At 71.1% G+C, this 11,872-nt stretch carries 14 protein-coding genes and 1 tRNA gene; 5 read left to right on the top strand and 10 right to left on the bottom strand.

The window, feature by feature from the left end; all coding sequences use genetic code 11:
- Positions 1-35: 35 nt before the first annotated feature.
- A complete protein-coding gene (locus tag ACIOWN_RS10935) occupies positions 36-800 on the top strand; it encodes a TetR/AcrR family transcriptional regulator (protein WP_401981717.1) in 765 nt (254 codons plus the stop codon).
- Here the strand turns inward: ACIOWN_RS10935 and ACIOWN_RS10940 are convergent, their stop codons facing one another.
- A complete protein-coding gene (locus ACIOWN_RS10940; RefSeq protein WP_362357517.1) occupies positions 801-1,274 on the bottom strand; it encodes a PPOX class F420-dependent oxidoreductase in 474 nt (157 codons plus the stop codon).
- A 180-nt stretch (positions 1,275-1,454) separates the two neighbouring features.
- On the opposite strand from ACIOWN_RS10940, the gene ACIOWN_RS10945 reads away from it, so the two are divergent.
- Together ACIOWN_RS10945 and ACIOWN_RS10950 are read left to right on the top strand one after the other, a co-directional pair.
- Positions 1,455-2,183 carry a GAF and ANTAR domain-containing protein gene (locus ACIOWN_RS10945; RefSeq protein WP_401981719.1) on the top strand — a complete coding sequence of 243 codons (729 nt, stop codon included), beginning with the start codon at positions 1,455-1,457 and terminating at the stop codon, positions 2,181-2,183.
- 43 nt (positions 2,184-2,226) lie between these two features.
- Positions 2,227-2,937 carry a GAF and ANTAR domain-containing protein gene (locus ACIOWN_RS10950; RefSeq protein ID WP_362357515.1) on the top strand — a complete coding sequence of 237 codons (711 nt, stop codon included), beginning with the start codon at positions 2,227-2,229 and terminating at the stop codon, positions 2,935-2,937.
- A 30-nt stretch (positions 2,938-2,967) separates the two neighbouring features.
- Here the strand turns inward: ACIOWN_RS10950 and ACIOWN_RS10955 are convergent, their stop codons facing one another.
- The 3 genes from ACIOWN_RS10955 to ACIOWN_RS10965 form a co-directional block, all read right to left on the bottom strand.
- Positions 2,968-3,789, bottom strand: coding sequence for a YceI family protein (locus ACIOWN_RS10955; RefSeq protein ID WP_401981579.1), 822 nt, complete (start codon positions 3,787-3,789; stop codon positions 2,968-2,970).
- A 146-nt stretch (positions 3,790-3,935) separates the two neighbouring features.
- Entirely contained in the window at positions 3,936-6,503 is a 2,568-nt protein-coding gene (locus ACIOWN_RS10960) for an MFS transporter (RefSeq protein ID WP_401981582.1), read from the bottom strand.
- 21 nt (positions 6,504-6,524) lie between these two features.
- A complete protein-coding gene (locus tag ACIOWN_RS10965) occupies positions 6,525-7,019 on the bottom strand; it encodes a MarR family transcriptional regulator (RefSeq protein WP_362357509.1) in 495 nt (164 codons plus the stop codon).
- A 273-nt stretch (positions 7,020-7,292) separates the two neighbouring features.
- On the opposite strand from ACIOWN_RS10965, the gene ACIOWN_RS10970 reads away from it, so the two are divergent.
- Positions 7,293-7,487, top strand: a complete 195-nt coding sequence (locus ACIOWN_RS10970; protein WP_199836732.1) for a hypothetical protein — start codon at positions 7,293-7,295, stop codon at positions 7,485-7,487.
- A gap of 201 nt (positions 7,488-7,688) precedes the next feature.
- Here the strand turns inward: ACIOWN_RS10970 and ACIOWN_RS10975 are convergent, their stop codons facing one another.
- The 4 genes from ACIOWN_RS10975 to ACIOWN_RS10990 all read right to left on the bottom strand — a co-directional run bounded on the left by ACIOWN_RS10975 (position 7,689) and on the right by ACIOWN_RS10990 (position 10,486).
- Entirely contained in the window at positions 7,689-8,609 is a 921-nt protein-coding gene (locus ACIOWN_RS10975) for an RNA polymerase sigma factor SigF (protein ID WP_362357507.1), read from the bottom strand.
- A 246-nt stretch (positions 8,610-8,855) separates the two neighbouring features.
- Positions 8,856-9,815 (bottom strand): RNA polymerase sigma factor SigF, encoded by a 960-nt coding sequence (locus tag ACIOWN_RS10980; RefSeq protein ID WP_401981584.1) that lies wholly within the window; start codon positions 9,813-9,815, stop codon positions 8,856-8,858.
- A 201-nt stretch (positions 9,816-10,016) separates the two neighbouring features.
- Complete coding sequence (locus ACIOWN_RS10985) at positions 10,017-10,310, bottom strand: Dabb family protein (protein ID WP_362357503.1); 294 nt, start codon at positions 10,308-10,310, stop codon at positions 10,017-10,019.
- Complete coding sequence (locus ACIOWN_RS10990; RefSeq protein ID WP_141359968.1) at positions 10,310-10,486, bottom strand: hypothetical protein; 177 nt, start codon at positions 10,484-10,486, stop codon at positions 10,310-10,312. The genes ACIOWN_RS10985 and ACIOWN_RS10990 overlap by 1 nt, the downstream gene beginning before the upstream one ends.
- Positions 10,487-10,799: 313 nt before the next feature.
- Between ACIOWN_RS10990 and ACIOWN_RS10995 the strand changes: the two genes are divergently transcribed.
- Positions 10,800-11,063 (top strand): hypothetical protein, encoded by a 264-nt coding sequence (locus ACIOWN_RS10995; RefSeq protein ID WP_362357544.1) that lies wholly within the window; start codon positions 10,800-10,802, stop codon positions 11,061-11,063.
- A 168-nt stretch (positions 11,064-11,231) separates the two neighbouring features.
- Here the strand turns inward: ACIOWN_RS10995 and ACIOWN_RS11000 are convergent.
- Both ACIOWN_RS11000 and tadA read right to left on the bottom strand, forming a co-directional pair.
- Positions 11,232-11,316, bottom strand: a tRNA-Ser gene (locus ACIOWN_RS11000).
- A 68-nt stretch (positions 11,317-11,384) separates the two neighbouring features.
- The gene (gene tadA / locus ACIOWN_RS11005) at positions 11,385-11,816 is read right to left on the bottom strand and encodes a tRNA adenosine(34) deaminase TadA (RefSeq protein WP_362356210.1); all 432 of its coding nucleotides are present in this window, start codon (positions 11,814-11,816) and stop codon (positions 11,385-11,387) included.
- Positions 11,817-11,872 lie beyond the last annotated feature (56 nt).

Raw genomic sequence — 11,872 nt, forward strand, 5'->3', positions numbered from 1 at the left:
GCGGCCGGCGGTTCAGGAGTCGAGGAAGGTGCGCCATGGTGAAGGCAGCCCAGGGGGCCAAGGGCGCGGCGCGGACCAGCGTCTGGCTGGAGGGCAAGGCGCCCCGCGGCGGGCGCGGCGGGCAGCCGTCCGCTCTCGACCGGGAGCGGATCACCGAGGTCACGGTGCGGCTGCTGGACGCGGAGGGGCTGGCGAAGTTCTCGATGCGCCGGCTCGCCGCCGAGCTGAACGTGACGGCGATGTCCGTGTACTGGTACGTCGACACCAAGGACGACCTGCTCGAACTCGCCCTTGACGCCGCCTTCGGCGAGCTGCGGCTGCGCGAGCCGGACGAGGAGGCGGACTGGCGCGAGCAGTTGCGCCGGCTCGCCGCCGAGTACCGGGCGCTGCTGGTGTGCCACCCCTGGCTGTCGCCGCTCGCCGGGACGTTCCTCAACATCGGCCCGAACGCGCTCGCCTTCTCGGGCACGGCGCGGCGGATCATCCGCCGCACCGGCCTGCCCGAGCAGCGGCTGACCGGGGCGATCTCCGCCGTCCTCCAGTTCGTGTACGGCTACGGCACGATCGAGGGCCACTTCGTGGCCCGCTGCGCCGAGGCGGGCATGCCCCCGGACGACTACTTCCGGCACGCGATGAGCGCGGCGACCCGCGCCCCGGACGCCGCGGAGGTGCTCCGGGAGTCCGCGATCCTCATGGCGGCCCGCGGCGGCGACACGGTCGCGGAGATGCTGGACCGCGACTTCGCCTTCGCCCTGGACCTGCTGGTCGCCGGCATCGAGGCGATGGTCGCCCGCGGCTGACTAGGCGTCGCCCTGCGCGAGCCGGGCCGGGAACCCGCCCGTCGCCACAGGACCCCAGCGCCGCGGAGTGATCCGGATGATCGACTTGTCCTGCCGGACCATCGCCTCCCGGTACTCGGCCCAGTCCGGGTGCTCGCCCGCGATGTTGCGGTAGTACTCCACCAGGGGTTCCACGGAGTCCGGCGCGTCGATCACCTCGGCCGTTCCGTCGATCTGCACCCACGGCCCGTTCCACTCGTCGCTCAGTACGACGATGCCGACCCGCTCGTCCCGCTTGGCGTTTCGGGTCTTGGCCCGCTCCGGATAGGTGGAGACCACGATCCGCCCCGAGTCGTCGACTCCGCAGGTCAGCGGTGAGGCCTGCGGGCTGCCGTCGGAGCGCCGGGTCAGCAGCAGGGCGCGGTGGCGGGGGCGTACGAAGTCCAGCAGCTCATCCAGCGAGACGCGGGTGTTGGTCGCGATGTCCGGTGCCATGCCCGCAGCCTAGGCGCTGCCCTGCGCCGACGGCGGCTTCGACGCCGGTTCGTGGGGGCGGAGGCCGACCGTCAACCAGGCGGAACCTGCTGGGAGGGACGAGATAAAGTTCTGTTCGTCCTGTGCTCGCAGTCGGGAATGTGCTGCGGAGCTCTCCTGCGCATGGCCGTTTGGCCGTGCATGCCGAAGAGGTTCGTGGTGCCTGAGTCCGACTTTTCTGAATTGCCCCGTTTTCCGGGGGATCTTGAGCTGGCCGAAGCCCTGACGACGGCGGCTCAGCAACTCCACGACACGGCCACCCCGCACAGCACCATGCGAGCCGCCGTACGGCTCGCCGTGGGCCTGCTGCCGGGCGCCGAGCACGCGGGCATCTCGGTGCTGGAGCGCGGCAGCGGCCGCAGTGCGGTCGCCTGGACCGACGAGGTCGTGCGCACCGCCGAGGCGTCCGGTGACGATGACGGGGGTGGCCCGGAGCCGTACTGGGACCACCTGTGGCATGCGCCTGTCGTACAGCTGGCGGACAGCGAGGCTGAGGACGGCGGCGCGTCACTGGCCGGTCTGGGCCTGCGCTCCGCGCTCGCGCTGCGGCTGCGCGCCGACAAGCGGCGGCTGACCGTGCTCACCGTCTACGCCCGCAAGCCGGGCGTCTTCGACGACGCCGCGACACGCGTGGGACGGCTGTTCACCGCGCACGTCAGCCTCGCCCTGGACTCGGTGACCGTGCGCGAGCAGCTCACCGAGGCGATGCGCACCAGGGACCTGATCGGCCAGGCCACCGGCATCCTCATGGAGCGGCTGAACATCGACGCGGCGGAGGCCTTCGACAGCCTGGTGCGGGCCTCGCAGCGGGAGAACGTCAAGCTGCGCGACCTCGCCCGCCGGATCGTCGATGCGAACAACGCCACATGAACGGCCATGAGTTGATCGGCGACAGGGGGACACACGCAACCCCATGAGCCCCGAGACGACCCCTGACCCGCTGGAGCGGGCGATCGTACGCAGCGGCGGTCTCGACACGCTGCTGCGTGATCTGACCGACCGTGCGGTCGAGGACGTGCCCGGCGCCGCCGCGTGCAGCATCACCGTCCGCCGGGACGACCGGCTGCTGACCCTTGCGGGCAGCGGCGGCCTGCCCGGCGGCCTCGACCTGCGCCAGTACGAGAACAGTGACGGCCCGTGCGTCACCGCCGCCGAGACCGCGGTGGAGCAGTACGCGCCCGACCTGGCCGCCGAGAGCCGCTGGCCCGCGTACACGCCGTACGCGCTGTCCGTCGGGGTGCGGTGCGTACTGGCGCTCCCGCTCGTCGTGACCGGCGAGACGGGTGCCGCGATCAACTTCTACGGCACCGAGCCCGGCGCGCTCCGGGCGGGCCGGCACGAGGCCCGTGCCTTCGCCGCCCGCGCCGCGGACGCCGTCGACCTCGCCCTGCGCCTCGAACGCGACCGGGCCGCCGTGCCCGACGTGCGCACGGCGCTGCTGTCCCGCAGCGTCATCGACCAGGCGATCGGCGTTCTGATGGCCCGGGAAAGGGTCGACGCGGGCAGGGCCCTGGAGCGGCTGCGCCGTATCTCCCAGCACCGCAACACCAAGCTCCGCGACCTGGCCGCCGACCTGGTCTCCCGCGTCACGGACCCGGGCCGCCCCCCGTCGGGCGGCCGGTAGGGCGGGCGAGGGCCCGGTGGACCACGCCGACTACGCCGCGGGGAGCGCGGTGCCCTGGACCGCCTGGATGTCCAGTTCGACCCTCAGGGTGGTGCCGATGGCCGCGATGCCGGCCTGGAGGACCTGGTTGTAGTTCATGGCGAAGTCCTCGCGGCGCAGCTCGGTCGTCGCGCGGAAGGCGGCGCGGGTGCCGCCCCAGGGGTCGGCGCCGGTGCCGAGGTAGGCGAGGTCGAGGTCGACCGGGCGGACCACGCCGCGCATGCCCAGTTCGCCGTGGACGGTCCAGCGGTCGGAGCCGGCGGCGGTCACACCGGTGGAGCGGTAGGTGATCCGCGGATGCCGCTCGACGTCCAGGAAGTCCGGGGACTTCAGGTGGCCGTCGCGCATGTCGTTTCCGGTGTCGATGGAGCCGGCGCTGATGACCGCCTCCACCCGGGACCCGGTGACGTCGTCGGGGGCGATCTCGACGGTGCCGGCGAAGTCCGTGAACCGGCCGCGCACGCTGGAGATCCCCAGGTGCTGGGCGATCGCGGCGACCGAGGAGTGCGCCGGGTCGATGGTCCACGGCCCCGGCGGGGGCAGTCCGGCGCCGCCCTGCCGGGCCAGCGTCACCGCGCCGACCTCGGCCCGGCCGCTCGCGGTGACGATCGCGCTGGAGGCCGCGGGCGCGTACCCGACCGCCGTGACGATCACCGTGTACGCGCCCGGTGCCAGCGCCGTCGTGTCCCGTACGGCGCCCTCCGCGTCGGCCTCGGCCCGCAGCACCTGCGTGCCCGTCATGTCGGTCATCGTGACGACCGCGTGCGACACGGCCCATCCGTCCCGGGTGCGGATCCTCGCGGTCAGTCCCATCCCGTTTTCTCCCTGCGCAGCCTTGCAAAATGGTCGGAAGGCGACCGGCCCGCGGCGCGGCGCGACTCCCCTCGGAGCGCGCCCCGCCACGGGCCGGACCGTGACCCGGACTCCCGCCCGGGCCTCATGGGCACCCTGGCCCGGGGCTACTCGCCGGGGTGGGCGAGTTCGATGTCGTGGTCGTCGACACCGGGTCCGGTGACCGTGAGGGCGGTCGCCACGGGCGGGTAGCCCGTGGCGATGACGGTGTAGTCACCGCCGTTCAGATCGGTGAAGGCGTAGGCCCCGTCCGCGCCGGTGGTGGAGGTGCCGACCACGTTGCCCGCCGCGTCGACCAGGGTCACCCTGGCGTCCGCGAGGGGCCCGTGCGGAGCGCGGACCACGCCCTGGAGCCGCGCCCCGGCCTCCAGGTCGATCTCGACCCGGGTGACCCCGGTGCCGCCGACCTCGACCGGCAGCGCGCGCGGCCGGTACCCGGCGGCGTTCACCGCGACGGTCACCGCGCCCGGCACCAGCTCGGCGAAGGAGAACTCGCCGCTCTCCCCGGTGGTCCCGGTGGCCAGCAGGTCGCCGCGGACATCGGTGACGATCACCATGGCGTCCCGCACCGGCAGCCCGGACCCGGCGGCGCGGACCATACCGCCCAGCCCGCTGGTGCCGCTGAGCAGGATGTCGTACGCCACCGGCTCGCCGCCCACGACCACCGTGGACGCCTGCGGCTGGAAGCCGTCGGCGGAGGCGATCAGGACGTACGAGCCCGCGCCCGGCGCGTCCACCGCGTAGGCGCCGTCGGCCTGCGCGACCGACCGGCCGAGCTGGCGGCCCGCCGGCGAGATCAGCGTGACCGCGGCCCGCGGCACCGGCGCGCTCTCCACGCCCCGGACGAAGCCGTGCACCGGAATCCCGCCGCCGCCGGCACCGGCGCCCGGCGCACCGGGTGCCACCGTGGCGACCGCGGCCAGGTGCTGCGTGCCCTCGGGACCGGTCCCGGCGCCCTCGGCGGGGGAGGCGGCCATCGCCCAGCTCGGCACCCGCTCCCCGGTGGAGCCGGCCGCGGCCTCGGAGGGCAGGGCCTCGGCGACGACGGGGGCGGCGGCCGGGTCGACCGGCGCGGACTCGGCCTCGGCGGTCTGCGCCAGCCCGCCCTTGGTCCGCAGCGGGACCTCCTTGATGAACAGCGTGATCAGGAAGGCCACCGCCGCCAGCGCGGCGGCGATCAGGAAGATGTCGGCGATGCCGTGCCCGTAGGCGCTCTCCATGACCGTGCGCAGCGGCTTGGGCAGCGCGTTCATGTCCGGGATGGTGTCGCTCGAGCCGGAGCCGGACATCGCGGCCGCGTACTTCGGGCTGAGGCCGGCCAGGCCGTCCTTGACGTAGTCGGTGATCCGGTGGGCCATCACCGCGCCGAGCGCGGAGACGCCGACCGCACCGCCGAGGGAACGGAAGAAGGTGACCGTGGAGCTGGCCGAGCCGAGATCGCTCGGGGCGACCTGGTTCTGCGTGCACAGCACCAGGTTCTGCATCATCATGCCGATGCCGAGACCCAGCAGGGCCATGAAGACGGCCGTCTTCCAGTACTCCGTGTCGTAGCGGATGGTGCCGAGCAGGCCGAGACCCGCCGTCACCAGCACGCCACCGCTGACCAGCCAGCCCTTCCACCGGCCGGTACGGGTGATGAACTGCCCGGAGACGGTGGAGGAGACGAACAGACCGCCGATCATCGGGATGGTCATGACGCCCGACATCGTCGGGGACTTGTCCCGGGCGAGCTGGAAGTACTGGCTGAAGAACACGGTGCCGCTGAACATCGCGACACCGACGAACAGCGAGGCGAGCGACGCCAGCGCGATGGTGCGGTTGCGGAACAGGCGCAGCGGGATGATCGGCTGGCTCGCCTTGGCCTCGACGAGCACGAACAGCAGTCCGAGGACGATCGAACCGGCCACCATCGCGTACGTCTGCCAGGACAGCCACGCGTACTTGTCACCGGCGAAGGTGACCCAGATCAGCAGCAGCGACACGGCGGCGGAGATCAGGGACGCGCCGCCCCAGTCGACCTTGACCTCCCGCTTCTCCACGGGCAGGTGCAGGGTCTTCTGCAGGACGATCAGCGCGATGACCGCGAAGGGCACGCCGACGTAGAAGCACCAGCGCCAGCCCAGCCAGGAGGTGTCGGTGATGACACCGCCGAGCAGCGGGCCGCCGACGGTGGCCACGGCGAAGGTGGCGCCGAGGTAGCCGGAGTAACGGCCGCGCTCGCGGGGCGAGATCATCGCGGCCATGACGATCTGGGCGAGGGCGGACAGACCGCCGGTGCCTATGCCCTGCACCACACGGCAGGCGATCAGCATGCCCGGGTTCTGCGACAGGCCCGCGCAGGCCGACGCCAGGACGAAGATGACGAGCGCTATCTGGACGAGCGCCTTCTTGCTGTAGAGGTCGGCGAGCTTGCCCCACAGGGGAGTGGCCGCGGTCATCGACAGCAGGGCGGCCGTGACCACCCAGGTGTAGGCGGACTGGCCGCCGCCGAGGTCACCGATGATGTGCGGCAGCGCGTTGGAGACGATCGTGGACGACAGGATCGCCACGAACATGCCGAGCAGCAGCCCGGAGAGCGCCTCCATGATCTGCCGGTGCGTCATCGGAGCGCTGCCGGAGGAGCCTCCCCCGTGCTTGGCGTGAGCCCGCACACCGGCTGGTGTGGTCGTTGCCATGGGCTTCCTTTTTCTTATTTCTTACGTGCTTGCGGGTGTACGGGTGGTGTCGGGGGCAACGGGCGCGGGGATCCGGGCCGGAGCGGAACGGCAGTCGCCGAAGCTGTCGCGCAGGCGCGTCATCAGCCGGATCAGCTGGCCGACCTCGTCGTCGGTCCAGTCGCTCAGCCGCTCGCTGAGCAGGCGGGTGCTCCGCCGGGTCAGCTCGTCCAGCTGGTCGAGACCCGCGGGCGTCAGGCGCAGGATGCGCGAACGCTTGTCCGCGGGGTCCGGGATCCGCTCGATCCAGCCGCGTGCGGCGACGTGCGCGACATGCCGGCTGGTCACCGACATGTCCACGGCGAGCAGCTCGGCGAGCTTGCTCATGCGCATGTCCCCGTGGCGGCCGAGCAGGGTCAGCACGGCGGCCGAGCCGGCCGGGCAGTGGGGCGGCAGTATCCGCCCCAGGCCCCGTTTCACGGCTCCGACGGCACTGAGCTGACGCGCGAGCTCTTCGTACTGCGCCTGCTCGGCCATCACACCTCCCGAATTCGTTGCTCGGGGCAACGGTAGAGGTGGTTGGTTGCCGCAGGCAAACAAATCGGGCCCTGGTGGCGCAAAAAGTTGGCAAAGGCAAGTATTGGCTAATGTAAATCCGCAGGTGAGGTGTGGTCCGCCGGTCCGGGACCGCGATGTGCACCGGGCGACGTCCGGGAGCCCGTCGGACCGCCCCTCTCCGGGGCTCCCGCCAAGTGCGCTGCCGGGCCCCGCGCTTGGGTGGCGGCAGCGTTTTCGCTAGGGTCTCGGGCCATGGCTAACACCCAGGGCCCGCAGGGCAACTACGACCCCGCCGGCAGCACCCAGATGTTCCGCGCGTTCGTCGACGATGCGCCCCCTCAGAGCACCCAGCAGCAGGCCTCCTCCGGCCCCCGCACCGGCCTGATCGTCGGTGTCGTCGTCCTGGTCGCGGTCGTCGCGGCCGTCGCCTGGCTCGCGCTCAAGTAGGGCGACCACTCTCCTCCGTACGACTCCGCCGGCCCTGTCGCCCCGTGCGAGGCCGGGAAACGGCTCCCGGACGTACCGCGGCCGCCGACGCGCCCGCAAGGGCGCCTCGGCGGCCAGGAGTCGGTATCACCACGGCTTGGCGCCGTGCTGCCCGACGCGCGTCCGGTGCCCCGCCGGGCGGGATGCGCCGGACCGTGCGGATCAGTCGTTGATGAGTCCCTCCCGCAGCTGCGCCAGCGTCCGGGTCAGCAGCCGGGAGACGTGCATCTGCGAGATGCCGACCTCCTCGCCGATCTGCGACTGGGTCATGTTGGCGAAGAAGCGCAGCATGATGATCCTGCGCTCCCGGGGCGGCAGCTTGGCCAGCAGCGGCTTGAGCGACTCGCGGTACTCCACACCCTCCAGTGCCGTGTCCTCGTAGCCGAGGCGGTCGGCCAGGGAGCCCTCGCCGCCGTCGTCCTCCGGGGTGGGGGAGTCCAGCGAGGAGGCGGTGTACGCGTTGCCGACCGCGAGGCCGTCGACCACGTCCTCCTCGGACACGCCCAGCACGGTGGCCAGTTCCGTGACGGTCGGGGAGCGGTCGAGCTTCTGGGAGAGCTCGTCGCTGGCCTTGGTGAGCGCCAGACGCAGCTCCTGGAGGCGCCTGGGTACGCGCACCGACCACGAGGTGTCGCGGAAGAAGCGCTTGATCTCGCCCACGACCGTCGGCATCGCGAAGGTCGGGAACTCCACGCCCCGCTCGCAGTCGAAGCGGTCGATCGCCTTGATCAGGCCGATGGTGCCGACCTGGACGATGTCCTCCATCGGCTCGTTGCGCGAGCGGAAGCGGGCCGCCGCGTAACGGACCAGCGGGAGGTTGAGCTCGATCAGGGTGTCCCGGACGTAGGCGCGCTCCGGGCTGTCCTCGTCGAGTGCGGCGAGCCGCAGGAACAGGGAGCGGGACAGGGTGCGGGTGTCGATGGTCTCCGGGGCCGGCAGGGCCGACGCGGCCGGAACAGCCGGGGCGGGAGCGGCCTCGAGGGCCGCCACGTCGTCGAGGGCGTCGAGCGGCTCGAGCGCCGGGGAGGGCGTCTCGCTCTTCGTGAGCGTCAGCACCTTGGAGCTGCCCTGGTCTGCGGACATGCCACCCCCTCTGGGTCGCGGGACGGTCGCGGCCACGTTCTCTGACGAGGAGAACGCAGCCCTCACCTGAATACCGGAGCCGAAGCCTCGGCAAACGCGCTTCCCGCAGAATGTCACATGTCGGCAACGCGCTGTAGGGACTTGTCGACAAGTCAGAACTGAATCGGCCCTGGAAAGAAGGGGTCTGACGGCTTTTCTGCCCGAAGATGTCGGGAACTGCCCTGATGGGTGATTCGCTCGTGCCGGTTACGCCTCGATCCTGTTTGCGGATCGCAATCGCTGGAAGCTACGGGCGAGTAGCCGGGACACGTGCATCTGGGAGACGCCGAGCTCCGCACTGATCTGCGACTGGGTCAGATTGCTGTAGTAGCGCAGCAGGAGGATCCGCTGTTCCCGTTCGGGAAGCTGGACGAGGAGATGGCGGACGAGGTCGCGGTGCTCGACGCCGTCCAGGGCCGGGTCCTCGTAGCCGAGCCGGTCGAGCAGCCCGGGCAGCCCGTCGCCCTCCTGTGCCGCCTCCAGGGAGGTCGCGTGGTACGAGCGTCCGGCCTCGATGCAGGACAGCACCTCCTCCTCGGTGATGCGCAGCCGCTCGGCGATCTCGGCGGTCGAGGGGGAGCGGCCGAAGGCGGTCGTCAGGTCCTCGGTCGCGCTGTTCACCTGCACCCACAACTCGTGCAGCCGGCGCGGGACGTGGACCGTGCGGACGTTGTCCCGGAAGTAGCGCTTGATCTCGCCGACGACCGTCGGCATCGCGAAGGTCGGGAACTGCACGCCCCGGTCCGGGTCGAAGCGGTCGATGGCGTTGATGAGCCCGATGGTGCCGACCTGGACGACGTCCTCCATCGGCTCGTTGCGGGAGCGGAAGCGGGCGGCCGCGTAGCGCACGAGCGGCAGGTTCGCCTCGATGAGCGCCCCGCGCACGCGGGAGTGCTCGGACGTACCGGGTTCGAGCTCCTTCAGCTGGGTGAAGAGCACCTGCGTGAGGGCGCGGGTGTCGGCACCGCGCCGCTTCTCGGGAGCCGGGGCCGGAGCCGAATCCGAATCCGAAGCGGGAGTGGAGGTGGGAGTGGGCGTCGCAGTCGGGTTCGTGGCCGCGGTCGAGGTCGAGGTCGAGGTCGAGGTCGAGGTCGGGGTGGCCGGAGTCGGGGCGGCCGGGGCCGGGGCCGAGACAGGATCCTGGGGCGGCGCAGTCTTGGCCGACACGGTCAACGCCACCTCTTCGTCGATCAACTCATCCGTCAAAAGCGGTCATAGCATCACAAGACAGGTGCATCGTGTTCAAGCACCGCATATGCACGTGTTGAGGGATGAAATAGGGCATAAGACGTCGAAAAGCCCCGCACCGTTCCGATGCGGGGCCGAGCGTGCAGCCGTACGGCCGTAAGACTGAGAAGGTACGGGCCGTCAGAACTCGTAGTCGGCGATCACCCACGTGGCGAACTCGCGCCACTGGGCCACGCCCGCCTGGTGGGCCGGGTGCTCCAGATACCGGCGCAGAGCGTCCGGGTCCTCGACCGCCGAGTTGATCGCGAAGTCGTATGCGATGGGCCGGTCGCTGACGTTCCAGCCGCACTCCCAGAAGCGCAAGTCCTCGATCTGCCCGCCGAGGGCGCGGAAGGCCTCGGCCCCGGCGACGACGCGCGGTTCGTCCCGCTCCACGCCTTCGTTCAGCTTGAAGAGGACCAGGTGGCGGATCATCATTTTCCTCCGTTGGCGGCCCACGTCATGAATTCGCCTATGGCCTTGGCGGCGTCCGAGATGCCCTCGAACCCTATCTCGACGTAGCCCGCGGCCCCCTTCGGGTCCGTGATGATCACGTACAGCACGAAGACCACGACCACGTAGACGACGATCCTCTTGGCGTTCATCGCCATCGCGACCTCCCCCTGTCGGCGACTTCCCGGTCGCCGAGTTGCCTGGTAGTCGGTACTGTCCGGGCCGAGCGCTGTAGATGATCGCACAAAGGGCCCCGTCCTGCCGGACGCGGCCCTTCTGAAGCGGTCGCGGAGGGATTCGAACCCTCGATGGCTTGCGCCACACTCGCCTTCGAGGTCTGTTCGTACTGATCAGGGCGTGATCCACAGCCGTCCAGCCTTGTTCATGAAGCGTTGAAACAACACCATGGTGAACCGTTGGCCAGCGCCGTACGATCCCTCTGATCGATCAAAGACTCCGTGGGGGACTTATATGCGCACAACCACGCGCCTTGCCCTGCTCGGCACCAGCGTCGCGCTGGTCGCCACCGCAATCAGTGCCACCGCCGCCCAGGCAGAGGACGGCGGCACCGGCGACATCACGATCGACAAGGTCGCCGTCAAGACGAACTCCACGGGCAATCTCAAGACGACCGTGAAGGGCACCGTCGACGGCTACTACCGCTACAGCTTCGCGGGCAACTCGACCACCCCGGCGGTCAACGCCACGGGTGACCTGGTCCGCGTCAAGAAGTAAGCAGTACCAGTACTGCGCGGGAAAGCGGCGGCCGGCCCACGAAGAGGGATGCTGTGATCATCATGCGGATGACTCCGGGGTGCGGCTCGTTCCGTGCCACGGTCGATCAGCATGTGTGCCAAGCCGAAGAGGCGCCCGGTCTGATCAACCGGACGCCTCTCCTATCTGCGGTAGCGGAGGGATTTGAACCCTCGGTGACTTGCGCCACACTCGCTTTCGAGGCGAGCTCCTTCGGCCGCTCGGACACGCTACCGAGGGAGACCTTACAGCACACCGGGCCGTGGTCCGAAATCCGTTTCCGTACCGCCCGGCGGCCGGGATTCAGCGGCCGCGGAAGAAGTCGGTCAGCAGCGCGGCGCACTCCTCGGCGAGCACGCCCTCGATCACCTCGGGCCGGTGGTTGAGCCGCCGGTCCCGTACGACGTCCCACAGGGAGCCGGCGGCGCCGGCCTTCTCGTCGCGGGCGCCGTAGACCACCCGGTCCACCCGGGACAGCACGATGGCTCCGGCGCACATCGTGCACGGCTCCAGCGTGACCACCAGCGTGCAGCCCGCCAGCCGCCACTGCCCGGTCCTCGCGGCGGCCCGCCGGACGGCGAGCACCTCCGCGTGGGCGGTCGGGTCGCCGGTGGCCTCCCGCTCGTTGTGGCCGACGCCGAGCACGGTCGTGCCGTCGCCGGCCAGCAGGACCGCGCCGACGGGCACATCCCCACCGGGCAGGGCCCGCCCGGCCTCGTCCAGCGCGAGCCGCATCGCGGCCCGCCACGGGTCCCGCACGGGGTCCGGGACCTCGGCCGGGTCCGGAGTCC

This window comes from Streptomyces sp. NPDC087787 (genome assembly GCF_044743035.1).
GTDB lineage: Bacteria > Actinomycetota > Actinomycetes > Streptomycetales > Streptomycetaceae > Streptomyces.

What these genes read in the sequence shown, in the direction of transcription:
- ACIOWN_RS10960 (WP_401981582.1), bottom strand. Translation starts at nt 6,503, where the DNA reads ATGGCAACGACCACACCAGCCGGTGTGCGGGCTCACGCCAAGCACGGG.
- ACIOWN_RS10935 (WP_401981717.1), top strand. Translation starts at nt 36, where the DNA reads ATGGTGAAGGCAGCCCAGGGGGCCAAGGGCGCGGCGCGGACCAGCGTC.
- ACIOWN_RS10970 (WP_199836732.1), top strand. Translation starts at nt 7,293, where the DNA reads ATGGCTAACACCCAGGGCCCGCAGGGCAACTACGACCCCGCCGGCAGC.
- ACIOWN_RS10950 (WP_362357515.1), top strand. Translation starts at nt 2,227, where the DNA reads ATGAGCCCCGAGACGACCCCTGACCCGCTGGAGCGGGCGATCGTACGC.
- ACIOWN_RS10945 (WP_401981719.1), top strand. Translation starts at nt 1,455, where the DNA reads ATGCCGAAGAGGTTCGTGGTGCCTGAGTCCGACTTTTCTGAATTGCCC.
- ACIOWN_RS10990 (WP_141359968.1), bottom strand. Translation starts at nt 10,486, where the DNA reads ATGGCGATGAACGCCAAGAGGATCGTCGTCTACGTGGTCGTGGTCTTC.
- ACIOWN_RS10955 (WP_401981579.1), bottom strand. Translation starts at nt 3,789, where the DNA reads ATGGGACTGACCGCGAGGATCCGCACCCGGGACGGATGGGCCGTGTCG.
- tadA (WP_362356210.1), bottom strand. Translation starts at nt 11,816, where the DNA reads ATGCGGCTCGCGCTGGACGAGGCCGGGCGGGCCCTGCCCGGTGGGGAT.
- ACIOWN_RS10965 (WP_362357509.1), bottom strand. Translation starts at nt 7,019, where the DNA reads ATGGCCGAGCAGGCGCAGTACGAAGAGCTCGCGCGTCAGCTCAGTGCC.
- ACIOWN_RS10995 (WP_362357544.1), top strand. Translation starts at nt 10,800, where the DNA reads ATGCGCACAACCACGCGCCTTGCCCTGCTCGGCACCAGCGTCGCGCTG.
- ACIOWN_RS10985 (WP_362357503.1), bottom strand. Translation starts at nt 10,310, where the DNA reads ATGATCCGCCACCTGGTCCTCTTCAAGCTGAACGAAGGCGTGGAGCGG.
- ACIOWN_RS10975 (WP_362357507.1), bottom strand. Translation starts at nt 8,609, where the DNA reads ATGTCCGCAGACCAGGGCAGCTCCAAGGTGCTGACGCTCACGAAGAGC.
- ACIOWN_RS10940 (WP_362357517.1), bottom strand. Translation starts at nt 1,274, where the DNA reads ATGGCACCGGACATCGCGACCAACACCCGCGTCTCGCTGGATGAGCTG.